The organism is Candidatus Endolissoclinum faulkneri L5 (assembly GCF_000510265.1).
GTDB lineage: Bacteria > Pseudomonadota > Alphaproteobacteria > Thalassobaculales > Thalassobaculaceae > Thalassobaculum > Thalassobaculum faulkneri_A.
Map to the genome: position 1 here is coordinate 482,404 of NZ_CP006745.1, position 26,915 is coordinate 509,318.

The following is a 26,915-nucleotide window of genomic DNA, read 5'->3' on the forward strand; positions in this document are numbered from 1 at the left end:
TTAGTTGATTTGTTTTTAGTTAAATGATAATAAACGATAGGTATAATGATAGCATAAGGGTATAATAACAGCATAAAGACTCTTCTTAAATCAATTTTATTAATTCCTTAAATACTATAAAACTATTCAAAGATAAGCTTTGCTTATCTTAATGAAAGAACACACCTTAGCAATGCTATTAATTCATAATTTTATGATTTTTATTAAAAATTATGAATTAATAGTTATAGAAAAATTTTGTTAACTACGCATATAATTTAATATTATTAAAATATCCCTTAAGTAGAATTCAGATCATCATTAAGTATAAATAAACAGGTCTTAAATAATAAATTACTTAAAATATTGATTAATTTGACATTGTGCATTACTGCTAAGTTGCTAGTAATATAGCAACTAGTATTTTTATACATAAATGTTGTTTTAATCCAAAAAGTAAATATTATAATTTATTTTTAAAGCAATATTTGATATCTAAAGCTCCCAAAATTCTAAAAAAGTATTGTTGTGCTAGGCCATGCTAAAGATATTAGATGTATTTGATTAGTCAAACTAAAAATTAGTTAACTACTTGAATAATTAACTAGATCAATAATCGTTAATGGTTGTTATAGAATTTATATAAAGGTGATTACGATAATTAGTTTTAATATTAGCCTACTGGAACAAATACTAACTACAAGATAGTAGATTGGCATACATTTCGGTAATGTAAGCTATTATTTTGGTATTAGCAATGATACAAATAATTTTGTTGAATTTAAGCGCATCTCCTAAAGATCGCTATGATCAATTAGCCCTATGCTGACTTACGATAGCAGCAACCTCGAGTACATTATCAATACATGATAGCTTAAAAAGATTATTGTTAATTTATCGAAGTTAATTTTAATTTTTTAAAGTGTATTGGTCTGCTTAAAATCCTTTTTAAGAAAATCATAATTCACGTTAAGCTGTAATTGACTACTCTGCTCAATATCTAAATTGAATATTTAGTATATTATGAATCATTTATGCCCTACAATTATGTATTTACATTGTAATTATCTGAATTGACTATAAAATATCAATATGACTATTTAGGCTGTAGTATAATGATGCCATTTAAAATAAGTGTGATATTAGGAGTCTATTATGCACCATATTAGCAATATGAATCGCTTTTTCTGTATTGCTAACGCAATTTTGCCTATATTTTGTGTAGTATCTGCGGGGATGTTTCCTGTGGGCTTGTACTACGCTTTAATTGAAAGCCCAGCAGATTATCAGCAGGGTGATACAGTGAGAATTATGTACGTGCACGTACCAGCTGCATGGGGTGCAATGATTTGTTACTTAACGATGGCAATGGCAAGCGCTGTTTTTCTTATTTACAATCAGCCGTTAGCGAATCTTGCTGCTCGTGCGGCTGCACCAATCGGTGCAGGTTTTACGTTAATCGTTCTGGTTACCGGCTCCTTCTGGGGGCAACCAGTATGGGGAACTGGTTGGGTATGGGATGCTCGTTTAACTTCTGTGTTAATCTTGTTTTTCCTTTATCTAGGCTATATAGCTCTGGCTAATGCCTTTGAAGATCCCGATCGAGGTGGACGAGCAGGTGCAGTCTTAGCGCTGGTTGGTGCTATTAATCTGCCAATCATTAAATTTTCTGTCGATTGGTGGAACACTCTGCACCAGTCTTCTAGCTTGTGGCGTATCCGTGGACCTTCAATAGTGCCTGAAATGTTGCTGCCATTATTGCTAATGGGGTGCGCATATTTTTCGTTGTTTGTGGTGATGATGATCCTACGCTTGCGTGGGTTATACGCTGGTCGACTTTTACGTCAGATGAGAATTGCTGCAGCTTCTAGATAACCAAAATACATTCGCTTTTGTGCTGGGCGCTAGATGATACTTAAGATAAATCTTTATCGCGCATTTAAATACAGTTCCTTTAGTTTATAATGCTCTAAATGTATTTTACCGATATACAAATTGTATTATACGATCTAGGAGAATCGATAATGGAGTACTTCTCTATGGGTGGGTATGCTGCCTATGTTTGGCCTTCTTACGGTATAGCAATGCTCATATTGGTAGGTCTTCTGATAAACTCTTGGAGTATTACTCGTCGTTATGAGGCTGATTTGATTTGCATGTGCCAAAATAGATCTGATATCGAACCTGTTTCAATAGACATTACGGAAAAATAAGATGATAAGTAAGAATTATCGATTAGGGATGCTAATTGGCTTTCTTGCTTTTATCGGTACTGCAGTTGCTCTAGTGCTTATTGCATTTGAAGATAGCGTTGTTTTCTTTTTTACTCCAACTGAACTCCAATCGAAGCAGGTTAATCCAGAAAGGCGTATTCGTGTTGGCGGGCTGGTAGAGGATGGTTCTACAAAACGCGGTCCTGCTGATGCAGAGATACGCTTTAAGATAACGGATGGCAATACTACTGTAACTATTCGCTATATAGGCATTTTACCTGATTTATTTCGTGAGGGTCAAGGCGTAGTAGCGCAGGGATATTTGCAGAATGCTGTATTCCAGGCGGATGAAGTATTAGCTAAGCACGACGAGAATTATATGCCTAGAAATTTAGCTAGTGCTATGAATAAATAAAAATATATTAAGATATATTTAGTAAAAGCATATACAATAAAAAACAATTAAAGACGGAGGAATAGTTTTTGATTGTGGAACTTGGCCACATGGCGCTTATCATAGCTTTGGTTGTATCAGTATTTCAGACGATAATTCCTCTCTATGGTACGGCTTGTCAGCAGGCTAGATTGATATCTTTTGCTTGCCCAGCCGCTATTGTTCAATTTACCGCACTAGTACTATCCTTTGGAGCATTGATTAATGCATTTGTAACTTCGGATTTCTCTGTAGCGAATGTAGCTTATAACTCTAGTTTTCTAAAACCTATGCTTTATAAAGTTTCAGGTGTGTGGGGAAATCATGAGGGATCTATGTTGCTTTGGGTGCTAATTCTATCTTTTTTTGGCGCTTCTGTGGCGATTTTTGGAGGTAATTTGCCGGAAATTTTACGGGCACGAGCCATAGCGGTACAAGGTTTAATTGGCGCTAGTTTTTTAACATTTATAATATTTACTTCTAATCCGTTTGCTAGATTGATTCCAGCTCCAATAGATGGGCGTGGGCTAAATCCTTTGCTGCAGGATATTGGTCTTGCCTTACATCCACCTATACTCTATTTAGGCTATGTTGGTCTTTCAACTACATTTTCTTTTGCTGTAGCCGCTCTTTTAGAAGGTCGTGTTAGTCAATTATGGGCACGCTGGGTGCGTCCATGGATTTTAGCCGCTTGGGTCGCGTTGACTGCGGGTATCACGCTTGGCTCTATTTGGTCTTATTACGAACTTGGCTGGGGAGGATGGTGGTTTTGGGATCCAGTTGAAAATGCTAGTTTTATGCCTTGGCTGGCAGCTACCGCTTTGTTGCACTCGGTAGTTGTGGTGGAAAAGCGAAACGCTCTTAAACGCTGGACTATTTTGTTGGCGTTAGTTGCTTTTGCCTTTTCATTACTCGGTACCTTCTTAGTGCGTTCAGGTGTATTGACAAGTGTACACTCCTTTGCTGCTGATTCTCAGCGCGGTATGTTCATACTTGTTCTACTTTCAATTGCAATTGTTGGTTCTTTATCCCTTTATGCTTGGCGAGCACCCAAGATAGAGAGTAGTGGAACTTTTCTCCTCATTAGTCGTGAAGGTGCTTTGGTCATAAACAACCTTTTTACAGTCACTGGAGCAGGAACTGTATTAATAGGAACCATTTATCCTTTGTTTTTGGAAAGTATCTCTGATGAGAAAATTTCCGTCGGTCCACCATTTTTTGAGGCTACTTTTGTTCCTCTTATGGTGCCGTTAATTTTTGCTGTAGGTGTTGGCCCATTCTTGGCATGGAAACGCAATAATTTAGTAAGTGCATTACATAATCTAATTTTTGCAACAGTTTGTTTAGTTGTGGTATTTGTATGTCTTCTCGGCGCGCCAATCGGTGCGGTGTTTGGCATGGCATTAGCAGTTTGGCTAATGTTAGCTGTGTTAACTGAATGGGCTAAACGCGTGCGTTTATTTCGAGTATCACTTTTTGCGTCTTTATCTCGTGCACGTTTATTACCGCGTTCGGCCTACGGGATGTCCATCGCTCATTTTGGATTGGCGGTGTTTATTTTTGGTGCTGTCGGTGATAACCTTTATAGCACAGAAGTTGTGCGATATGCTTCCCCTGGAGATAAGATAAAAATTGCTGGACATACTTTAACTTTTCAAAGTGTTACTAAGCAATTGGGCATTAATTACGATGCATATGTGGGTAAATTTGTTATGGAAAATGGACAAGTGATTGAATCAGAACGTAGATTTTTCCCGGTAGAAGGTCAACAAACTACTGAAGTTGGGCTTAGTGTTCGACCTTCTGGTGATATTTATACTGTTTTAGGAGAGGCGGTTGCGCAAGATAAGTGGACTATAAGAATCTATTACAATGCTCTTGTGGTTTGGATTTGGATTGGAACCGCTCTAATGTCTGTGGGAGGCTTGTTGTCATTTCTCGATGCTCGTTTACGTATTGCTCTTTAGGTAACGCGCTATAATCGGGTGATGGCGTTAACCATTGGAGGAGATCGCTGATTCAGTGTATCGTTTTCTTTCGATTATACCATTACTTGGAGCTATTATTTTACTATTTGCCTTGGTATGGCCAATTTTGGAAGATCACAACCCAGAAGAGTTGCCGTCAGCATTATTGAACAAGCAAGTTCCTGTTTTTGATTTGCCTGGATTAGATCCTAAAGCTCCCCGAGTAAGATCAGCTAATTTGATTGGTAAACCAGCGATAGTGAATTTTTTTGCCTCTTGGTGCATACCTTGTCGTATTGAGATTACAGAACTTAGAACTATTGCCAGCGATGGCATAATCATTTACGGTCTAGCATACAAGGATGATACGGAGGCGATACGTCGATTTTTGTCTAGTTTTGGAAACCCATATAAAATGGTAGGTCTAGATCGCGATGGTCGTATTGGCCTTGAATTTGGCGTTTATGGTCTGCCTGAAACTTATATAATTGATAGTAAAGGATTTATTCGCTATCGCCACGTCGGTGCATTAACTAATGAGATGATTAAAAATATTTTGGTACCTTTGCTAAATAAGCTAGGGCAATGATTCTGATAATTATTGTATACTTTCTGTTGGTTAACAGTGAGCCATTATTTGCTGTAGAACCTAACGAAATGCTTGACGATCCTATTCTTGAGGCTAGTGCTCGTATAATTAGTGCTAATGTTCGTTGCCCTGTCTGTCAGAATCAGTCGATTGACGACAGTGATTCTGAATTAGCTCACGATTTGCGTTTACTAATACGCGAACGACTGATGGCTGGAGAAAGTGCTGAGCAAGTGTTTGAATTTCTAGTTGATCGCTATGGTCAATTCATTCTTTTAAAACCACCGAAGAAAGTTAGTACTTTATTACTCTGGTATGGCCCTGCTGGTTTGTTTAGTCTGGGTGTTGTAATATTAATTTTTTCTTTTTCTCGACGCCAGAAATCAGTTGCACCCGTACCTCTGACTGCAGAGGAGCGAATACGTTTGGTAGCATTTTTAGGCAAGCACGAACATACTAGGAGATGATAATGACGTTTTGGGTGGCTGCTGGTATTTTAATATCTATCGTAGTGCTTGTCCTAATTATTCCATTGTTGCGCCAGCATACTGCACCGGTTCCGAGAACAGCCTGTGAGCTAGCTGTATTGAACAATCAATTGGCTGAAATAGAGAATGATCTTGCTTGCGAGCTTATTAGCAAGGAGGAAGCTAATGCTAATCGGATAGAGCTAAAGCAGTGTATGCTGAATGCAATTAATTTAACAGATAATTTTGTTCAACAATCTTCTAATATGCGATACAACTTTGTAGTTGCTTTATCGATTGTCTTGTTCTTACCATTGACAACCAGCTTAATATATCTGAGTATCGGTAATCCTTATATGCCTGATTTACCGCTATCGATTCGATCAAAAGAGATAGGCGCTGATATAGTTAAACTTGCTCAAAGCCAGCGTAGTATCGTCGCGATGGCTCATAATCTGGAAAACCGGCTTAGCTTTGAGTCGAACGATCTGGATAGTTGGATGTTACTTGGCAGAGTCTGGCTGGAGCTTGGAGATTTTAAACAAGCCACTGTTGCCTTTCGTCAAGCTATTAAACTTGGTGGCGGATCTGAGGCAATGGGTGAACTGGCTGAAACTATGATTCGCATTAACCATGGGATTGTTAGTGCTGAAACTTATAAAATTTTTCAACATATACTAAAGATTGTTCCAAGTGATTCACGAGCCAGATATTATTTAGCCTTAGCAGCGTTACAAGCAGGCGATGCTAGTTCTGCACTACGCCAGTGGTTATTATTGGTTGCTGATACTCCACTAGACACTAATTGGCTCGCCACTTTGATGAAACGTATTGAAGAGGTAGCAAATGATAATAAAATTGACCTCGCAGCAATAAAGGAGCAGATTTGGCTTGATCGTATAGAATCATCTAAATAGTTTGTTCAATCATTACTAATGAACAAATTACTATAGAGCATACCATATATTCAAATGATCTATTCTCAATAATGAGAGTTATTATCAAGCAATTTACAAATTCTTCTGAAAGAGAATTTCAAGCAATGATTAAGAGCTGTCTATAGTTATTTCATTCTTAATAATTGTTACGCAAGTTAGATGATTCGATTGATGATTAGATGCAAGAGATAGCATTGGATCTAAAAGATTTAATGCATAAATAAATTATGCTTGCGCTTTGTTTTCGCGAGAAATTAAAAGAAAATACTTACAAACAAAATTTATTGAAGTTACTGAAAGAATAACTGTAAGTTAGACTTCTAGTTTAGAAGGAATATTGTTCGTTTGTGGGTAATTGTAAAACCAAACGTAAATGATAACAGTTAAGATAATAATGAAAAATATCTGCTGAAAAGCATAGCAAAATATTTACTGATCTGTGAAATTATTCAGCTAATACTTAATTTATCTTGGAATAGTATCTAGTCTTCTATTAACATGCCCCATCTTGCGGCCTGGACGAATTTCTTTTTTACCATATAGATGTACATGAGCAAAAGGATCCAGTAGGTAACTCGCGGTTTGTTTAATATCGTCGCCAATTAAGTTGATCATCTCAGTTGCTACTAACACATCGGTTGAGCCTAGTGGTAAGCCGACAACTGCGCGTACAAACTGTTCAAATTGAGAGGTGGCACAACCATCCATAGTCCAGTGGCCTGAGTTGTGTGGCCGAGGTGCAAGTTCATTAACTAAAATTTTACCGCAATTGGTTACAAACATTTCTACTGTTAATAATCCTACGATGTTTAGAGCAGCGATGAGAGTTTCAGCTGCCTTGTTGGCTTTTTGGGCAATTGCTTGAGAAATCTTAGCAGGTACCACTGAGCGATGAAGAATGCTATTTTTATGGTTATTTTCAGTTACAGGGAAACACGCAATATTGCCATTTATGCTGCGTGCGGCTATAACTGAAATTTCAATACCAAATTCAACTTCCCTCTCTAAGATAGCATCGTTGTCATTCAAATCTTTCCAGGCTGTGGTCAATATGGAATTCGAGTCAATGCGTATTTGACTTTTGCCGTCATAACCAAACTGGCAAGTTTTTAATAGGGCAGGTAAACCAACTACTGTTAAACCGTAAATCAATTCATCTAGCGATTTTACTCCTAAAAATCTTACGGTTTCTAGTCCATTATCACGGGCAAATTTCTTTTCTAGAATTCGGTGACCTGTAATTGCTAGTGTTTTTGGGCTGGGGCGTACAATAACTTGTTTTATCAAGTATTCAACAGTAGCATAAGGTACGTTTTCAAATTCAAAAGTGACTACATCCACGGATTTTGCGAAAGCATCTAGTGCCGCCCAATCATCCCAGGCAGCTGATGTTGCTGCAAATGATACCTGAGCTGCTGGACTGTCTTCAGCACACGGATCGTAGATATGGCAAATGTAGCCAAGTGAAGCGGCGGCAAGCGCTGTCATACGCCCAAGCTGCCCGCCACCTAAAATACCTATTATTGCATTTGTTGGGAAAGGATCAGTAGTCATGATTTACAATCTTCTATCGGAGGAAATTCGGCAACTAAATCAGTGCAAGCTTTGCGCCAGCTCGTTAAAGCGATATCAGCCTTAGGGTCGGACAATGCAATGATAGAAGTAGCCATCAGGCCAGCATTAATTGCTCCTGCTTTTCCAATTGCTAAGGTTCCAACCGGAATACCGCTAGGCATCTGTACGATTGACAATAAACTATCCCAACCGGACAAAATATTACTTTCTACTGGCACTCCTAGTACTGGCAAGGTTGTCATAGAGGCTACCATGCCAGGTAGGTGTGCAGCTCCGCCAGCAAAGGCAACGATCACTTGTAATCCCCTATCTTTAGCTGTCTCAGCATATTCAACCATACGTTTAGGGGTGCGGTGAGCGGAAATGATCCTAGTTTCATAAGAGATTTTTAGATCATTTAATATTTTACATGTATGCTGCATGGTTGACCAGTCTGATTGACTGCCCATTATAATACCAACTCTGGGGGATGTCATTCTAATCTCCGAGTTTTTGAATTTAGCCTATGGCTACCCGAAGCTTCAAAGTAACAAATTATCATTATCTAACTTTAAACCCCCGAAAAAAACTTACTTTAAATATACTTAACAGTAAGATTAATATTATTAATTTAGCTAGCAACAATTTAGTCTTCTAGCAAATTAATGTAAAGTGAGCTTTTTCTTAACTAATATTTGTTTTGCATCAAGATCTAAAATGCTTCTTAATTTGATTAAGAATAGTAAATTAATAGAGATAAATGTATAATTTTATTGTAGCTTGCGCAACTAATAATGTATCAGCAAAGCTAATATATATATACTACTTATGGAAGCATAGATGTAATTAATACAGATCTGTCCTTCAGTAATTATGCCTAACAGATTTTATATAGCAGTATATAAAATCTGTTAGGCATAATTACTCTTAGAGCTTGATTTAATTATATCAATACGCTCTTAGTAAAACTATAGTACTATTTTTATTTTCTCTCGCTAGGAGAGCTGCAATCAATGTATCATCTATGTTAACTAATCCTTATCATCAAGCAAGAGATACAACTACTGTTAATAATTCATCTATTGAATTTAATACTTCCGCTCGGCCTTTTATACGAGCAACAGGCCAAATAGCCGTTGATCGCGCTATCGCCGAATTACGACGTGGTGGATTAGTAGCTATTCGTGCTAGTCGCGATCTTGATCGTCTAGCGGTAGCTGCTGGTAGTGAGATGGCTACACGGGAACTTATGAGTCAGATGTCTGTTATAGCAGGCTCTGAGCCGCGGGTTGTACTAACACGAAATCGGGCGGCAGCAGTTCTTGGTTCTGCTACTGAAGCACCAGCTGTTTCAGTAGCTATGGCTAATGATCTTGATGTGGATGCTGTCTTGGACCTTGCAGATCCCACAAGGAATGCCGGTATTCCATCTGGTCTTACCGCCTTACCTGAAAGAGCTGATACGCCAGCGACTGCTGCGGTAAAACTAGTAAAGTTATCTCGGTTACTTCCCAGCGCATTAGTTGCTTCAGTGCATGGTATTTCAGCTTCGACTATTACCGCTTGGGCTCGTGAGCTGACACTACTGGTAGTTGATGCTATAGAAATTGAGCGTTTTGCTGCAACCACTTCTCATAGACTAATACGTGCAGCATCAGCTAAGGTACCAATGGCTGATGCTGAGCATTGTGAAGTAATTGCTTTTCGTCCGATGGATGGCGGGACCGAGCATGTTGCGATTCGTATCGGGAAGCAAGGCAACAATGCTAATCCGATCATGATACGTATTCATTCTGCTTGTTTAACCGGAGATTTACTGGGTAGTCTTCGTTGCGATTGTGGAGAGCAACTTCGTGGTGCTATTCGTGAAATAGCGAATGCTGGTGGAGGTGTACTGCTCTATCTAGCTCAGGAGGGACGAGATATTGGCTTGATTAATAAGCTGCGAGCTTATACTTTGCAGGACCTTGGAGCTGATACGGTAGAAGCTAATACTACATTGGGCTTTGACGATGATGAAAGGGTTTATTTTCCAGCTGCCGAAATGTTACGCCAACTTGGAATTGATAGAGTTCGTTTGATGACTAATAATCCATCTAAAGTTGATCAACTCGCTGCCTGTGGCGTGAAGGTAGTAGAACGAATGCCTCACATTTTTGCTTCTAACAGCCACAACGAGCGCTATTTAAAAACCAAGGCTAAGCGCTCAGGACATTTATTGTAGGTGTTATTTCACTGAGAAGTAAGTAGACATACTCTAATGAAAGTTAGTTTTACATTGATTTGATTACTAAGCCAATTTATTTAGTTCTCTAAATATGTTAGTATACATCGTCGTTGAATGCGCTTAAAACTTTAATTTTTATTGAGATAAATTGTTTTTGTTGAAATTTTTTAATTTCTGCTATAGAAAAAGTCGCTGAATTGTGCATAACAGAAACAGCGATTTCCCAGTAGCTAATGCTTTTATTGTTAAACGATAGCTTGTATAATTATATTTAATACAATAGTAGTATTTTTTACTCATCCATTACTAGATAACAAGTATATTATATTGACTGCATAACAAGCCAAATAGCTTTAAGTTTATAAAATTGATTGTGTTAATTTTAATGTTTTGGGAATACTAATACATAGAATTTTTATGAAATTTATTAGCTATATAATTAGCTAAATGTATTTATCCACAAGAGCTAGTCGTTATCAGAATTAAAATGATTTACTATTAAATATTACTGTTAATCACTTCAGCATACTTTACTATCAGTAAATTCATAATATATTTTGCTTTTGTTACTTAAATTAATTATGATCATTTATAGGTTAATAGGATAAATTGTAGGCAGGATTATATGACTAGATATATTCTATTTTATTTTAATAATTTATAATTAGCTAAGTTTTATTTAGTTGATACTTGTAGTAAGTAATATTTTGCTAATTACTTACTACAAGTATCAGGCTATTGCTGTGGGGTAAGATATATTGATGTGCCTATGTTATTTTCTTTGTTATTGATTACGTTAAGGTAAATAACTTTATCCGTAATTTAAAAGTTCTTTATCTGTTAATCTGATAACGAACTGTATTGCTTGCTTGATGCACTGGCAGCATAAGTATTTTTCTTACTAAAATGCTAAACTTCAACTATACAATATGCCTTTTTAATGGTGATCATTAGTAAATGTAAATTTTTGTAATGTTTTATTCTTTATTTAAAATCTCACCGTTTAAACTATTTAACAATTTTACTACAAAAGTAGTAAAATAAATCAAAAGTAGTGATTATGCTTAGAAAAAACGATAACTAAATTATTGGTTTGCTTCATTTTATATTCTTTTCGAGAAAGAACACTAAGAAAATACACTGCTAGAATGATTAAGTGATTTAATGATCTTGATTGCAAATAATGTAATATTTCTTTACAGAGAATGTTGTTGTTAAATGAATAAAAAACTGACTGCTTCTCTGTTGTGCGTAATACTTGAAGATCTGGCACGATCTAAAAGTATTATTACATATGCCGATCTTGCTCGTTCTGCTAAGGTTGCTGGACCATGTTTTATTCACAAAACTTGTACAGCTTTGGAGTTAATAATGGAACAGGATGTTGCACGCAATCGACCATTGCTTGCAGCTATTGTTATTTCTAAAACTCGTAATAAATTGCCCGCACCAGGATTTTTTCGGCAGTTAACTAAGTTGGGTGTGTATTGTGGTCCTGAGCAGGGGAAGGAAGCAGCAATATTTCATGCATGTGAATTAAAGAAGGTTTGGGAGTTCTATTGTGATTAAGTGAGTAATAACAAAACTCTCCCTTCGGTTATTTTAAAATTTTTACTTCTTAATGTAAATTATATATGCAAATTGCATTATCTATTATGTTATCCGTAATGTTAATTCAGTATAGTTCTAATACAATAACAATGGTAGCTTTAATTAAAAATTAAGTAAAAAATGATGGTTTTATTAAACATACTGTCTTAATTTAGTAGTATAAACGAAGAGTAAGACTCTCTCTATCAGAGATACTCGATAAATTGTAGTAATTTGTTAATATCCTTTGAAATTAACGCAAATTTCGTGTAACCTTTATTTGCGAACATCTATTTTAGTAAAAATAAACAAGATTACTATTCTGTTAGCCCAAAAAGTAAGAAATTTGATATATTCTTGGGAATTATTAAAATCGATTAGCTAATTTTTAATATTACACTAACTATCTAATTTTGAAGTTTTACTTTGAAGTTTGTATCACATTTTAATCTAGGCGATTAGTCATAATTATTAATTTATAATTTCGCATAAAAATTTTACTATAAGATTTAAACTATATCATCTACAAACAACTTTCTTAAATTATTAAACATACCTAGCATTAGTAAAATACTATTTTCATTTTTATCCAATCAGCATTTTGAACTTATGTCGATCGTAAACCTTTGGTTGCCGAAAAGGCTGCTATTTCTTTGAAATACAATCAAAAACCAATACCTCTTAAAGTATTTCACTATCCTAATAATCATTTAATTTATTTGTGTACAAAGAATAGAATTATAAAATTATAGCAATAAGCTAATCAATAGCAACTAATCAAGCACTTTAATAAAAAAGGCTAAAAGCATTACTTGTAGAATACAACTACAAATAACCAATAATTTTTACAAAAATCTATTTTTAGTTATATCACTTTGGTGTTTATGATTACTAACTTAAGACAATAATAAACAACTATAAGATAGCCTGGTATTGTGTGAACTAATAATTTATTAATGTATTTATAATAATATTTTAGATAATATTTTGTACAAAAGTGTATTTGTTAATTATTAAAAGTAATAAACTTACATGTTGATTTCTTTTATTCCGCTACAATTGCTTTAGAAAATCTATTAACAATTTTAAAAATATGATTTTCGTATGTTCTACTGAACATCGGGTAAATAAAATTAAATTTTTATTTAATTAATGATAAGTTATTATCAATTTTGATATCAAAAAAATTAATATTTTAAATAATTTAAAAGGCAGTTAACTTATTATTTTCATTATATACAAAAAGCTAGTAGCTATAAGTATTGTTAATATTTATTGTACTAAAACTAGCAAAAATCTCCTTTTTAAAGATTGTTAACTTATTTTTACTTATATAATGACTAAACATTATGAGCAAGTTAAGATCATTAAAAATCGATTTTTGTATAATTTTTTTTGTTAAAGACTCTAATCTTTAACAAAATGGTATATCAGAGTGATACTTTTGGATTTAAATACAAGATGCTAATTATTATTTCATAAGTATATTAGTAATCTCGCGTAGTTGCGTTCTGGCACGCAAAAGGTAAAAACCCTGTACTGCTAGATGGTTGGGGAAATATATACTATCTGGACTATTATTCATTACTACTATTGGGCGTAGAATGCTTGCTTGATTAAGTGATTTCATCATTTGCTCCCAAGCGGGCATTAGTTGTCGATCATTAATTACTTTATTGAAGTCTCTCCCAAGCTCATGCAATAATACATAGTATCCGTGTAGTCTTCCTTTCACTCCGTAGAATATATCGTCGACTTTTGTATCTACCAATAATGGATGCGAATTAGTTATATATTTATCCGATGTAGCCGAAGCTGAGCCTAAGTCTCCAGCTATTCTGTCCAAGGTTGATATTAAATTGTCCGAACGTCGTTCGAAAATGGCTTTGCTGCTTGCAAGTCGAGAATTGTATGATCTTAGAGCTTTAGATGCTGCACGGTATTGCGTTTCTGATGGTGGGGTTGGTAAAAATGACGTAGATAAATCAAAGATCCATACGTTACCTGGGTATTTTAGTAGACCAGCAGCTTTATCAAGATCCGCATCTACTTCTGATGAGCCGCGGGTACGGCCGATTTGTTCGGCCATTTCTATAGTAAAGCGAGATAGTGCATAAATAATGCCTTGCTGATAATTTAACATATTGTCAAGCAGGGCTGAAGGGTAGAAAAATGGGTCGTTAGGCGTCCAGAAATGAGTATCGACTTCGCGATTTATTAGAGTAACAGTTGCACTTACCGCGTAACTACCACCTTTTGTTTGGTTGATCGAACTAAATTCAATATCATCTTCGATATCGTTTATTACACAAGCGCCTATTAAGTAGTAAAGTAAGATCACAACAAATATACTAATTAAATAATTGCTACTAAGCTTAATAAAGCTAGTAATTGATGCGGTATGCCATTTTTTAATAAAGTATTCAATATCTAGTTTCATCTTTATTTGCCTTAGATATATTTATCTATATTAATAATTTAAAATTATAACGATTAATATATTATAAATTTATTATTTAATATTTTTAATTTATTATTGTATTATTCTACTAAATATATTTTTAATGAGACAAGAAACCTAAGAGAATTCAAATGGCCAAATAGTTTTTTAGTTTAGCTTTTATTTTCAAAACAATTGATTTAACCTGTTTGGTATATCCTTTTTGATTGAAGATTTTCAGTAATCTTCTTAAGGTAGGAGCAGGGTTACACAGATAAGATTCTTAGTATTTTGCATTAAGTTATGCAATACTTGATTATTTTAAGGTGTAGATAAAAAGCCACTTAAATCTCAAATTATAGACTGTGGTATTTTTTAAATCAGTATAGCAAAATTGTACAAGTTAAATTTTTGCTAAAATATATCAGTTATACGATAAATAATTAGCTAAAATATATCAGTTATACGATAAATAATTATAAAGCATTAATTAATTATAGCCTAAAGTTAATTTCTATTGCTGTATTTTTAGATATTGCTTTAATCAATCGTTTTTTCTTTAAAATTGCTTGTTAGACTGCCTAGAATTGGTTTTTATATAATTTAAAGTTATAATTTATATAATTTAAAGTTATAATTTTTTTTATTTATACAGCAAGTTTGTTTTTTGTTAAATTGATTTGTTAGAAGCTAATATTTATTAGCTTTAATCTTCAATTTTGTTAAATCATCAACAAAGAAAAATCTTTGTTATTACTATGAGCATAGCAATATTTAGGTTTTTTAATAAATTAGATGATATGTCTCGTTCTAGTTTTTGGCATAAGCCTATGCTTGTTATTCTTTAAATATGCTGCGTATTCCAAATAATACAATCTTAATTAACAAATACAATATGCTCTTGTTACGAGCACATATTCTAAAAATTTTTTCTACTAACCTTTAATTGATATATTTTAGTTACATTTTCTATGTTTTAATCAAAAGTTATGTGAGGTCTTAAATGTTGTGGATAAGTGTTCGATATGGTAATTAGTAGTTTTATCAGGTTGTAGGTCGTTATTGAAATTTTTATCCATTAATAAAATTCGAATGAGACATTCCGCTATGGCAAAATAGTACTAATTTTTAATATATTGAGAATAATTACCTCAGTAATTATCATCTCTTAAATTGTAGTCGATAGTTATTTATAACCTCAGGTTAAATTAGTCTATGATTCTGCTTAACAACTTAGAAGTGCCTTAAAGAATTTTTACTTCGAGTAAAATATCATATAATTTTTATTCAACAAACGTAGACATTAATAAGCATTTTTTATAGCTTAGCATCTAATCAGCTACAGTAATGAATTACTGTGCAACGCGCATGAGCAATTAATATAACTTGCTAGATTAAAAGCAGTCACAATAACTGCAGTTTTATAACTATGCTTGTTAAGCAGTAAATCATAGTACAGCATCTTATTTATTCATTAGGCAAAACTTATTTTAATTAAGATATTATTTACATAATGTTGGCAAATGATATTACTTAATTTTTTATTTAGAATGGCGTTAGTATTCCTGGTATATTCTTGCGTGATTTTAACTTTTAGCGATTTGATTTTATAAAAAATCTCTTATCGATCACCTAAATATAAAAAATTATAATTAATAAGCGAAAAAGTTTAATGAATTATTTAATTAAGTATGCTACAAGCTTGAAAGTGGGCGCGTAGCTCAGAGGGAGAGCGCTACGTTGACATCGTAGAGGTCGCTGGTTCAAATCCAGCCGTGCTCACCATTAGTATCTTAAAAACTAAGTAAAATGGCTTGTTCTTTACTGTTAGAGATTAATTAATTTATTTTCAGTAAACGATTGTAGATTTTCATCGTATTGAATATAATCCATCTACTTAGGAAGTAAGTTAATTCCAATGATAGCTTTATTGGCTATCGCGCTATCTGAACAAAGATATAATTACAAAAAAAATTTGATTATACTTACGAATAATAGAATTGAGATTATCTAACTTTTAACTTCAGAGTTAAATAATTAGCCAGTTATTTAATCAAAAAATTTTTGCTATTTGTTATTCCATAAAAGCAAATGTAAGTGTTTAACTTGATTAAATCTCTGAAGATACGTTTAAATGTCTTTAAAAATTTATTATACATTGATGATTAATGGATTAAATTAGGTGATTACAGCAGTAAAAGAGTATAAGGTAATTTATCCCACTTGAATATTGTAGTTGATTTTGCTTATCGTTGGTAGTTCGTAAATAATTTTTGATGTTCTTTAAGCTAGTAATTAAAAAAGAAGAAAAATTGATTGTCTGCGTGGATTGATTGTGAGAATAGCAGCACATATGTTTATTTGTTTAGCTATTGCCGCGCTGACCCCTTCGTCTAGAGGTCTAGGACACTGCCCTTTCACGGCGGCAACACGGGTTCGAATCCCGTAGGGGTCATCAATTTTACCCTAAGCCAGACGATAACTAATTTATTTTCGTTGCTCTTTTGGCTAGAAATTATATTTCTTATGATTTTTTGTTGACGATGATAGAAAAATTGGGTTAGCTAAATAGCAGAAGGGATGTAATTATAATCTTTGCTATGACTGGCTTTACCCAAAGTTTGTTGTTTTATTTGGCTATATGATAATATTTTTTTGATTATATATCTGACGAGTGTTGTGGAATACGAATATAAAACGTTTAGTCGTTGCATGCTTTAGTTTTTTTTACAAGCAACTCGATTAATTGATTGCTTATTCGTGATAGTAAAAATCAGGTGTTTGGTAAATAAGTGCTATTGTTCCCATTACTGAATGGCTGAGATATTATGCAACAGCCCTCTAGATGCTCTCCGTTGAGCATAAGTTATTTTCAATACAATAGCTAGATCCTTAATTGTTCAAATACAGAAAAAATTTTTCTTTGAACCTTGGATGCGTAATTTTCTCTAGCAAAGCTAAACTTATTTGCATGACTAAGATTATATCATAACACTAAAGGTGTTATTAAAGATAAAACACAATAATTTATGGTAGAAATTAATTTTAGTATATTTGATACTTAAGTATCATAATAAATTTACGCTTAGAAGGTTCTAGTATGTTGCTGTTTGCGCTAAGAAGTTATTAGCGCGAGTTTTTAATGAAATTAATATAATATAAATTAATATTCTATAGACTAGTAATGTAGTTTATATAGACTAGTAATGTAGTTTATATTTAACCTGCAATTTGCGTTTTGAACCCAGAAATAATAATTTAGTATATTGTTTTATACTGGATTACCCAATGAGAAACTAGGTGAAAATCTAATGAGTGTAGAAAATACTGTTTTTGAACCACGCACCGATAGTCCATTCGAACAATTTCGAGTTTGGTTAGCAGAGGCTAGCGAGTTTGAAGATGATGTTAGTGCTATGACACTCGCTACCGCTGATTCTAGAGGTCGGCCGTCAGCTAGAATTGTGCTAATGAAGAAGTATAACGAAAATGGTATTGTTTTTTATACCAATACGAAAAGCCAGAAAGGTTTAGAGCTTGCGATAAATCCATTTGCTGCCTTATTATTTTATTGGAGATCCATTCGTAGCCAGGTGCGTTTTGAGGGGACAGTTGTTCCGGTAACTATGGCTGAGGCTGATGAGTATTACGCAAGCCGTCCTCGAAATAGTAAAATAGCCGCTTGGGCTTCTAAACAGTCTCGTCCCTTGGCTGATCGCGCTATCCTAATGCAAGCTGTTGATTATTTTGATAACAAATATTCTAAAACATCAGTACCTCGTCCTCCATACTGGTCAGGATATCTTTTGTCGCCAAGACGTATTGAATTCTGGCGAGATAAAGAGTTTCGCTTGCACGATCGCTTTGTCTTTACACGTGAAGCAGAAAGTTGTCCGTGGAGTCTACAGCGCTTGTTTCCTTAACGTAAAAAATAATTAGGAATTACTTTAGACGAAATTAAGGTTAATTCAATCAATTTTTATTATTGTTAATTTATGGTGTTAAATATATAGCCTTAATTTTTAAATTAATCTTGTATTAACTTTCATAGTTATATTTTATTAGTTATCTATTTCATTTAGCTTTTAATTTTATCATTGATATTATATTCTTATTGAATTTTGTATTATTGGCTAAGTTTGTTTTCTTATTTATGTATTGCGTAATAGTTTTGTTAAACTATAATTAATAAGTTATTTTTAATAATTAAGTTTAACATTTCAAAATTAAGTTAGCCTGTAAGGTTGTTGAAATGTTAAGAACGGTTCACTTATTTATCTTCTTAGCAAAGACTTTAGGGTATCATTTTATATTAATAAAGCTATAGATTTGCTTTTATTAAACGTATATTTATTAAGTCTTTATGCGGGAATTGATATCTAAGGTGGATATAAAATGGAGTTAATAGCTGTTATCTTTAGCAAGATATAATCTTTGGTACTATTTTGATTAGTGTTTTTAATTAATAAGAATATTTTAAAGCTATCTTCCATTCTGAATCACTAGTTTTCCTTTTGCTATAAATTTTGTGATATTATTATCATATAAAGTGATCTAAATTTACAAAGATCGTTTTATTCATGATGTATTGTATTTTTTATTACTTTATTTCATTGTAATGAAGAGTACAATCAACAATTATTTTTGTTGGCTTGCTTATTGAAGGATCAAAAAAAAATCATATATGTAGCGTTTTGTTGTTAAGTATACTTAATGTTAAGTATACTTAATTGTTCTCGTATGATGTTTAAAAATATCAGCTGTGATATATAGGTAATACTGAGGTTGTGTATCTTAGCTGATTATCAAATTTTAATTGCTTTGCAGCTCTATATGCTTATTGATACTAATTGATACTGTATTCTTAAAATCAACTATAGTTAGTGAATTATTTTTTATTAGTTAACAAGAATATGATATTTTTATCATTCTCATGATTAAGATTTTTGATAATTACCGCTGTGTTATTTAAAAAATAAATTATTTTTAATATTTTGGTCTATAAAATTGATATTTGTATGTACAATAATAATCTTCTTGGCGTTACGAGAAGTACTTGGCAAAATAAGCTTAATGTATAGTTTAAAATTAAACATTTTTTCTTTAGGACTTATTTTTTTATGATCAATAATCAAGCTTAGGATATTAAAACTGACTTTTATTGGTTTATCGTATAACTGTAAGAATTATTGTTTTTCGTATTAATCTAAATATGGCCCTGTTTTATTTAAAGTATATTTTGGGGTATTTGCTAATTGTTTATTAATTGTCTTAATAGTATATTTTAGCAAATTCTATTGAATTTGCTAAAATATACTTGGCTGCTATCTATGTTTGCCTATTCCTTCCTTCCCGGAAGGAAGGTTTGCTGGGATACTAAGTACGATATAATAGTGAAATTATGCTGATTGTTTCCTAAAATCCTATATTAAAAATTAATTTTTGCTTAAGCCAATAAGCTGCTTAGTGCCTAAGTAAATTTTATTTTTTTTATGACATAATACATAAAACGTCGGTAATCGTTAGTTTGCATGCTTAGATTGAGCTAGATAACGTATTTTGGATTAATTTAATAAACATTTTTAAATATTTTAAAAGATTGCATAGAAACGTTGAATATAAATAAAAATAAGTAGATCAAGTTGACCATCTCAATATTGTTTCTTAAGTACAATATTTTTCACAAATTTTTGCTGGATTAACTGATATTTATGGATAGAAATGAGGTATTGAGTATTGTGGTAACAAGCGTAATGCCAACATATGGTCGTGCTAATATAGCTTTTGAGTGGGGCGAAGGACCATATTTGTATAGTACTGACGGCCGAAAATTTCTTGACTTTGCTAGTGGTATTGCTACTAACTCTTTAGGGCACTCACATCCAGATTTAGTTAAGGTAATTTCTGATCAGGCAGCTAAATTAATCCACGTCTCCAACCTTTACCGGATTCCGGAGCAAGAGCAATTAGCAGACAAGCTAATTGCTACATCTTTTGCCGATACTGTATTTTTTTGTAACTCAGGTGCTGAATCATTAGAAGGCTCTATTAAGCTTGCAAGACGTTATCAGTTTCATGTCGGTAAGCCGCAAAGGACCAAAGTGATTTGCTGTAAGAATGCTTTTCATGGCCGGACGCTCGGTACTATGTCCGCAACTTACAAGGAGGAATATCGTGAGGGTTTTGGGCCTCGCGTTCAGGGCTTTACTCATGTTGCATTTGGAGACCTGGAAGAAATGCGCGATGCAGCGGCATCTGAAGATGTTGCAGCGATTCTCGTGGAACCAATTCAAGGTGAAGGTGGTATATTTGTCGCTTCGCACGAATATCTACAAGCATTGCGCAATATTGCTGATGAATTTGGGTTAATGTTAGTGTTTGATGAGGTTCAGTGCGGTATGGGCCGTATTGGCAAGTTGTGGGCTTACGAGTGGTCTGGTACCACTCCAGATATTATGGCTTCAGCTAAAGGCCTTGGCGGTGGTTTTCCAGTTGGTGCGGTTATGGCAAGTGAAAAGGCAGCATCTGGCATGAAACCTGGTTTACATGGATCAACATATGGGGGTAATCCTTTGGCTATGGTTGCAGCTAAGACGGTACTTGACATTATCTCAGAAACTTCTTTCCTTGAACATACTACTAAAACATCAGCATTTTTACGCAGACAGCTTGATAAAATCGTTAATAAATATCGCTGTGTAGTAGAAGAGGTTCGCGGATTAGGCTTTCTGATAGGATTGAAGTGTATAGTTTCTTCTCGCGATCTGCAGCTCGCCTTGCGTAAGAATGGGCTACTTACTGTGCTGTCTGACGATAACGTATTGCGGGTATTACCTCCTCTGATCATTGACGACAATCATGTTTTAGAAGCGGTTTCGATGATTGATTCAGCTTGTGCTGACTTAGCCCGACGTGTTACTTGATAAGGCGGACAATTTGATGATTGAAGAGTGAGGCACTTTCTGGATCTCAATCAGATCGATTCATCGGTTTTGCGTGAGATAATAGAGCGGGCGAAAACCTTTAAGCTTGGTGATGGGCTGGCAGAACGTCCGCTAGATGGTAAGATATTGGCCCTAATATTTGAGAAGCCATCAACACGGACACGCGTCTCCTTCGAGGCTGGCATGAAGCGTTTAGGCGGTGAAGTAATTATGTTGAACAGTTCAGATCTTCAACTTGCACGTGGCGAAACATTATCTGATACTGCTAAGGTTCTGTCTTGCTATGTAGATTGCATTATGATGCGTACTTTATTAGAGTCAACGCTTGTTGAACTTGCGGAAAATGCTAATGTACCAGTAATTAACGGGTTGACTAATCGCAGCCATCCTTGTCAGCTGATGGCTGATGTGATGACTTTTGAGGAGCATTGTGGGCCGATTAAAGATAAGGTAATTGCGTGGTCTGGAGACGGTAATAATATGGCTGCTTCTTGGATTCAGGCCGCTGTGCAGTTTGATTTTGTTTTACATATTGCTTGCCCACCTGATTTGATGCCTTCACAAACTTTGATTGATTGGGCTAAATGTAAGGGTGGTCGAGTTTATATTAATCATGATCCTTTTATAGCGGTAGCTGATGCTGATGCAGTAGTCACAGATACTTGGGTTTCCATGGGTGATGTTGACTCTAATCGTCATAACTTATTAGCGACTTATCGTGTTGATGATGCGTTAATGGCTAAAGCAAAGCCTAATTCGGTGTTTATGCACTGTATGCCAGCAAATCGTGGTAAGGATGTTTCAGCAGAAGTGATTGATGGTCCACAATCTCTAGTATTTAACGAGGCAGAGAACAGAATGTATAGTCAGATGGCTATTTTATACTGGTGTTTATCGGAGACTAGGGGATAATATGAAACGATATTTTTAATATATCGGCCTTAATATGTAGCTTGGAACTATATCAAATTGATTTAATTAGATAAATGTTTATCAAAGTGGTATTTTTTACGTTTGGTTATTTGCTAAATCCTGATTTACTTTCTCTAAGAAGATTAATAATCAAAATGTAGTTTTTGCGATAAGTAATTTTTACTTGAATTAGAGAACTTTACTTCGATAGATATTATTGAATATAATCTTAGCAAATTATGTTACTCTCTTGGTTAAAAACAATTTAGTTGTTTTTATGTTTATTTACTTTTTTAGATCTACTGAACGGTATGAAGTTTAAGTTTTTATTGAATGCATTTCTCCTATGCAATATTTGATTTTGTATAGAGAATAATTGACGAGTAGTTAATTCTTCATTAAATTAAAAATCACTCATTGATCGTGCGTGTTAACTAATGTAAGTAGTTTTTATTTTTCTTGGTAAAAATTAAAAGCTTTATGCTTTTATTGTCCATGGCAATCTAATAAGATTATTGGAATTATTTTAACTAATATAGAGAATAATGAACCAAAAGTTTATTGTTCTCTATATGCCCTTGTAATTCAGCAAGACTGTATTTCAATTACTGGTGTAATTGAAGGTATGTAATTTTATCTGATGTTTTAACGTTCCGCGAGAGCTTTTTCTATATACTAAACACCTTATATTTTGTTTAGGATGTATTTTATAACGTAAAAGCAGTCTTGTCTTATTTGTAAATAATTTTTACTATTATCTTTAAATTTATTTATATTATGATTTTTAATTGGAATCAGTTTTATTTTAAGATATCGGCTACGAGCAGCTTATTATTAACGTAATTGTTTTTTTTTATTCACTAGTAAAATAAGCATTTTATCTTACTGATTTTACGTTTAGAGTGGTCGCATATCCGCGCTACATTTTCATTAGAAATATCTTGTTAAACGAACGATTGCAATTAGTAATTTTTGCTGTTAATTTATGCGTAAATGCATCAAAGTTTTAGATATATTAAAATATTTCATTGAAATTAAAAGTAATACATAACAATTTATAAGTTATTATTATACTATTAAAATTTAATTAACGTCAGTTGGTTCTTCATATGTAATGCTTTTAAAGTAATAATCATAAGGCTCAATTTATGTTCTTTAAATTATTAAATTTTTATTTTGAAAATTGCTTAGTTTTATATAGTGATAGGATTAATATCCACTGCTTAATAAATAATAAGTAAAAACATCTGTTCTATCTTATATCAATTTACGTATTTAATTATTAGATTTCGTTATTTGGTAAATTCATAATTGGCGTTATCGCTTTATATAGAAATAACCTCATAGTTTATTAGCTAGACATCCGTTAGATCTTTCATGAAGTATTATTCGCTATTAGGGGAGTCCAATTTTAGATATAAAATATAATAAAGCAAATTTTTTTTTACTATGAAACTTTTTAATGCAAAAATATCATAAAGACTAAAAACAGTTAGTATTAGATATTTTTATAAAATCAATATATTGAGCAAAAGTATTATTTTACCTTATTAAGATATTTTATTACCTATAATATTATTTGATTGGTTTATTAAACTAACAAAGTTAATAATAACTTATTATACTGATTAATCTATTAAAGATATATCGATTAGTGTATGAAGTGATGTACATTGCTAGATATAATTATCAATTGAATTGAACTGCATCGTATAATATTCTAGTTAAACTATGAAACTTCAACAATTTTTTTGAATCAGGATATACTTTTACATAAAGCAAGCTAAAGCTTTCTATTTAGTTATTTATCAATATTTTTAGAATTATCTTATAGCCCAGAATATAATAGATTTTATTATTTTTAACGATTAACAATGTTTGCTAAAAACAAAATCATGCTAAAAATTATGTTCAAAAAGATTATTGAACAAGTGCTTTATCTTATAAAATCTCTAAAAATCACAGTAATGTAAAAAGGTTGGTCAAAAATTCTTATATCAATTACTAATTAGCTCGAAAGGGTTACAGCGGTTTTTCGATATTTCTTATTTGCCCTAATACTCTATGCAGCACAAGAGAAGATTGGACTATAAATACAAACTAAATGGATAAAAGACTTATAAAGCATATGTAAATGTAAGGCTTTTCTAGCTTTATTTTCTAATAAAAGTATTTTCCTCTTTTTGTAGTCTAATCGGAGGATTAGACTTACCTAACAACTAGGATTAAACAATGCACTAAGATTTAACTTTTGGTTGAAATGATATAAAGTAAAATAATTTATTGTTTGTAATAAATAAAACTGCGGTTCATCATCCATTTTTATATTGTGCTTTATTGTATGCTATTAATATAGCTAAAACAATAGTAGCAAATAGGCTTTTCAATGTCATACTTTTCTTATATCCTACATTATTATAAGTCTGATAACAAAAGTGGATTAAAGAACGTCAAATCGATCTGCATTCATTACTTTAGTCCAGGCTTTAATAAAATCATTGATAAACCTTTCTTTAGCATCTACTTGAGCATATATTTCTGCAATAGCGCGTAACTGAGAATTAGAGCCAAAGATTAGATCAACGCGAGATGCTTTCCATTTTATCTTATCGGTTGCACGATCTCGACCTTCAAATTCAGTATCATTTTTATTTGATGAATTCCATACTGTGTTTATGTTTAGTAAGTTGATAAAAAAATCATTTGTAAGTATGCCTGGAGTGTCTGTAAATACTCCTAGAGATAAACCCTTATAGTTAGCGTTCAAGGCTCGCATACCACCAACCAATACAGTCATTTCTGGGGCCGTTAAACCTAAAAGCTGGGCACGATCAACCAATAGCTCTTCGTCCGAGATGCTATACTTTTTTGGATGATAGTTACGAATGCCATCAGAAACTGGTTCAAGTGGTCCGAAGCTCTCAATGTCAGTTTGCTCCTGGGTAGCATCATTACGACCAGGTATAAAAGGTAGAACGACATAACAACCTGCTTTCTGCGCAGCACTTTCAATAGCAGCATTACCAGCCAGCACTATAAGATCTGCTAGTGAAATCTTCTTACCGTTCGAACGGCTATAGTTAAACTTTTTTTGAATCATTGCAAGCTTATCAAGTACAATAGAAAGCTTTATTGGCTCATTAGCTTCCCAATTTTTTTGTGGATACAAACGAATCCGCGCACCGTTTACTCCGCCTCGTTTGTCAGAAATACGGAAGCTGGCAGCTGCATTCCATGCGGTAGAGATAATGTCAGGCAGATAAATTCCAGATAACAAAATTTGCATCTTTAGATGATTAATGTCCTCGTTATTTACTAATTCGTAATCCACGCTCGGAATCGGATCTTGCCAGATAAAATCCTGATTCGGAACTTCTGGCCCAAGATAGCAGGTACGTGGTCCCATATCTCGATGAGTTAACTTAAACCACGCGCGGGCAAAAACATCAGCAAATTCTTCTAAATTAGCGTGGTAGCGTCGTGCAATTTTTTCGTAAATAGGATCAACACGTATCGCCATGTCTGCTGTAGACATCATAATCGGAACTTTTTTTGATTGATCGTCTGGAGCTGGTGCCATATCTTTTTCTATGAGATTTTTAGGAGCCCATTGATTAGCACCAGCTGGGCTTTGGTTTAGCTCCCATTCGTAACCAAATAGCATATCAAAATAGCCCATATCCCACTGAGTTGGATTTGGCGTCCAGGAGCCTTCTAAACCAGAAGTAGTAGTATAAGCGCCGAAGCCGGTTTTGAAGCTGTTTTTCCACCCTAAACCTTGTTCAATGATATCACTACCTTCTGGCTCAGCCCCCACTAAAGCTGGGTTGCCAGCACCGTGACATTTACCAAATGTATGACCTCCTGCGATTAGTGCAACGGTTTCTTCGTCATTCATTGCCATACGTGCAAAAGTTACACGAATATCCTTAGCAGAAGCTAGAGGATCAGGATTACCGTCAGGACCTTCTGGGTTTACATAGATTAGCCCCATTTGCACTGCAGCAAGAGGTTGCTCTAATAGGCGATTATCTAAGTATCGGCTATTTTTTTGATTAGATCTAGCTAGCCATTCGGTTTCTCGACCCCAGTAAATATCATCTTTTGGTTCAAAAATATCCTTGCGACCTCCGCCAAATCCAAAAGTTTTAAATCCCATGGACTCCAATGCGACATTACCGGTTAATATTATAAGGTCTGCCCAGGATATTTTATTGCCATATTTTTGTTTAATTGGCCAAAGCAGTCGTCGCGCTTTATCCAGATTACTGTTGTCTGGCCAACTGTTAAGCGGAGCAAAGCGTTGAGAACCCGAGGAAGCCCCGCCACGACCGTCGCCAGTACGATAAGTTCCGGCACTATGCCAGGCCATCCTAATAAATAACCCTCCATAATGACCGTAATCTGCTGGCCACCAATCCTGGGAATCATTCATAAGGCGAAGCAGATCATTCTTTAGTGAATAGTAGTCAAGTTTATTAAACTCTTTTGCGTATTCAAAATCAGAACCAAGAGGATTTCCTTCTGATGGATTTTGATGTAGAATTCTCAAGTTGATCTGATTAGGCCACCAGTCATGGTTGGTTGATCCTAGAATTGATTGACGCTCGTGCATCAATGGGCAACCAATTGACTTATTACTACCGTTCATAATTATTCCTC

The 26,915-nt window shown here is 33.9% G+C and carries 16 protein-coding genes and 2 tRNA genes; 14 read left to right on the forward strand and 4 right to left on the reverse strand.

Annotation, left to right across the window (positions count from 1 at the left end; genetic code table 11):
- Positions 1-1,134 precede the first annotated feature (1,134 nt).
- From P856_RS01470 to ccmI, 7 genes are all read left to right on the forward strand, one after another.
- Complete coding sequence (locus P856_RS01470; RefSeq protein ID WP_025300404.1) at positions 1,135-1,854, forward strand: heme ABC transporter permease; 720 nt, start codon at positions 1,135-1,137, stop codon at positions 1,852-1,854.
- Between the two features lie 149 nt (positions 1,855-2,003).
- A complete protein-coding gene (gene ccmD / locus P856_RS01475; protein ID WP_227028684.1) occupies positions 2,004-2,192 on the forward strand; it encodes a heme exporter protein CcmD in 189 nt (62 codons plus the stop codon).
- 1 nt (position 2,193) lies between these two features.
- Positions 2,194-2,607, forward strand: coding sequence for a cytochrome c maturation protein CcmE (ccmE, locus tag P856_RS01480; protein WP_025300406.1), 414 nt, complete (start codon positions 2,194-2,196; stop codon positions 2,605-2,607).
- 68 nt (positions 2,608-2,675) lie between these two features.
- Entirely contained in the window at positions 2,676-4,592 is a 1,917-nt protein-coding gene (locus P856_RS01485; RefSeq protein WP_227028685.1) for a heme lyase CcmF/NrfE family subunit, read from the forward strand.
- Between the two features lie 34 nt (positions 4,593-4,626).
- Positions 4,627-5,181 (forward strand): DsbE family thiol:disulfide interchange protein, encoded by a 555-nt coding sequence (locus tag P856_RS01490; RefSeq protein WP_227028686.1) that lies wholly within the window; start codon positions 4,627-4,629, stop codon positions 5,179-5,181.
- On the forward strand, positions 5,178-5,648 hold the full coding sequence (locus P856_RS01495) for a cytochrome c-type biogenesis protein (protein ID WP_025300408.1): 471 nt from the start codon (positions 5,178-5,180) through the stop codon (positions 5,646-5,648). The genes P856_RS01490 and P856_RS01495 overlap by 4 nt, the downstream gene beginning before the upstream one ends.
- A 2-nt stretch (positions 5,649-5,650) precedes the next feature.
- Complete coding sequence (ccmI, locus tag P856_RS01500; protein ID WP_025300409.1) at positions 5,651-6,565, forward strand: c-type cytochrome biogenesis protein CcmI; 915 nt, start codon at positions 5,651-5,653, stop codon at positions 6,563-6,565.
- A 486-nt stretch (positions 6,566-7,051) separates the two neighbouring features.
- Here ccmI and P856_RS01505 read toward each other — a convergent pair whose 3' ends face one another.
- Positions 7,052-8,140, reverse strand: a complete 1,089-nt coding sequence (locus P856_RS01505) for a 5-(carboxyamino)imidazole ribonucleotide synthase (protein WP_025300410.1) — start codon at positions 8,138-8,140, stop codon at positions 7,052-7,054.
- Positions 8,137-8,637, reverse strand: a complete 501-nt coding sequence (purE, locus tag P856_RS01510) for a 5-(carboxyamino)imidazole ribonucleotide mutase (protein ID WP_025300411.1) — start codon at positions 8,635-8,637, stop codon at positions 8,137-8,139. The genes P856_RS01505 and purE overlap by 4 nt, the downstream gene beginning before the upstream one ends.
- Positions 8,638-9,164: 527 nt before the next feature.
- Here purE and ribA point away from each other — a divergent pair.
- Both ribA and P856_RS01520 read left to right on the forward strand, forming a co-directional pair.
- Positions 9,165-10,364 (forward strand): GTP cyclohydrolase II, encoded by a 1,200-nt coding sequence (gene ribA, locus P856_RS01515; RefSeq protein ID WP_025300412.1) that lies wholly within the window; start codon positions 9,165-9,167, stop codon positions 10,362-10,364.
- A gap of 1,221 nt (positions 10,365-11,585) precedes the next feature.
- A complete protein-coding gene (locus tag P856_RS01520) occupies positions 11,586-11,936 on the forward strand; it encodes a hypothetical protein (RefSeq protein WP_025300413.1) in 351 nt (116 codons plus the stop codon).
- 1,492 nt (positions 11,937-13,428) lie between these two features.
- On the opposite strand, the gene P856_RS01525 is transcribed toward P856_RS01520, so the two are convergent.
- Positions 13,429-14,298 (reverse strand): DUF2333 family protein, encoded by an 870-nt coding sequence (locus P856_RS01525; protein WP_227028687.1) that lies wholly within the window; start codon positions 14,296-14,298, stop codon positions 13,429-13,431.
- A gap of 1,809 nt (positions 14,299-16,107) precedes the next feature.
- On the opposite strand from P856_RS01525, the gene P856_RS01530 reads away from it, so the two are divergent.
- The 5 genes from P856_RS01530 (at position 16,108) to argF (ending at position 22,253) form a co-directional block, all read left to right on the forward strand.
- Positions 16,108-16,182 (forward strand) — tRNA-Val (locus P856_RS01530).
- A 597-nt stretch (positions 16,183-16,779) separates the two neighbouring features.
- Positions 16,780-16,852 (forward strand) — tRNA-Glu (locus tag P856_RS01535).
- A gap of 856 nt (positions 16,853-17,708) precedes the next feature.
- Positions 17,709-18,320 (forward strand): pyridoxamine 5'-phosphate oxidase, encoded by a 612-nt coding sequence (pdxH, locus tag P856_RS01540; RefSeq protein WP_025300415.1) that lies wholly within the window; start codon positions 17,709-17,711, stop codon positions 18,318-18,320.
- 1,788 nt (positions 18,321-20,108) lie between these two features.
- The gene (locus P856_RS01545; protein WP_227028688.1) at positions 20,109-21,320 is read left to right on the forward strand and encodes an aspartate aminotransferase family protein; all 1,212 of its coding nucleotides are present in this window, start codon (positions 20,109-20,111) and stop codon (positions 21,318-21,320) included.
- A 27-nt stretch (positions 21,321-21,347) separates the two neighbouring features.
- Positions 21,348-22,253 (forward strand): ornithine carbamoyltransferase, encoded by a 906-nt coding sequence (gene argF, locus P856_RS01550; protein WP_025300417.1) that lies wholly within the window; start codon positions 21,348-21,350, stop codon positions 22,251-22,253.
- A gap of 2,440 nt (positions 22,254-24,693) precedes the next feature.
- Here argF and katG read toward each other — a convergent pair.
- Positions 24,694-26,904 (reverse strand): catalase/peroxidase HPI, encoded by a 2,211-nt coding sequence (gene katG / locus P856_RS01555; RefSeq protein WP_025300418.1) that lies wholly within the window; start codon positions 26,902-26,904, stop codon positions 24,694-24,696.
- Between the last annotated feature and the right edge of the window lie 11 nt (positions 26,905-26,915).

Bases quoted from the DNA above. Each gene is read 5' to 3' on its own strand.
- purE (WP_025300411.1), bottom strand. From the start codon at position 8,637: ATGACATCCCCCAGAGTTGGTATTATAATGGGCAGTCAATCAGACTGG.
- ribA (WP_025300412.1), top strand. From the start codon at position 9,165: ATGTTAACTAATCCTTATCATCAAGCAAGAGATACAACTACTGTTAAT.
- katG (WP_025300418.1), bottom strand. From the start codon at position 26,904: ATGAACGGTAGTAATAAGTCAATTGGTTGCCCATTGATGCACGAGCGT.
- P856_RS01495 (WP_025300408.1), top strand. From the start codon at position 5,178: ATGATTCTGATAATTATTGTATACTTTCTGTTGGTTAACAGTGAGCCA.
- ccmI (WP_025300409.1), top strand. From the start codon at position 5,651: ATGACGTTTTGGGTGGCTGCTGGTATTTTAATATCTATCGTAGTGCTT.
- pdxH (WP_025300415.1), top strand. From the start codon at position 17,709: ATGAGTGTAGAAAATACTGTTTTTGAACCACGCACCGATAGTCCATTC.
- P856_RS01470 (WP_025300404.1), top strand. From the start codon at position 1,135: ATGCACCATATTAGCAATATGAATCGCTTTTTCTGTATTGCTAACGCA.
- ccmD (WP_227028684.1), top strand. From the start codon at position 2,004: ATGGAGTACTTCTCTATGGGTGGGTATGCTGCCTATGTTTGGCCTTCT.
- P856_RS01520 (WP_025300413.1), top strand. From the start codon at position 11,586: ATGAATAAAAAACTGACTGCTTCTCTGTTGTGCGTAATACTTGAAGAT.
- P856_RS01545 (WP_227028688.1), top strand. From the start codon at position 20,109: ATGGATAGAAATGAGGTATTGAGTATTGTGGTAACAAGCGTAATGCCA.
- P856_RS01505 (WP_025300410.1), bottom strand. From the start codon at position 8,140: ATGACTACTGATCCTTTCCCAACAAATGCAATAATAGGTATTTTAGGT.
- ccmE (WP_025300406.1), top strand. From the start codon at position 2,194: ATGATAAGTAAGAATTATCGATTAGGGATGCTAATTGGCTTTCTTGCT.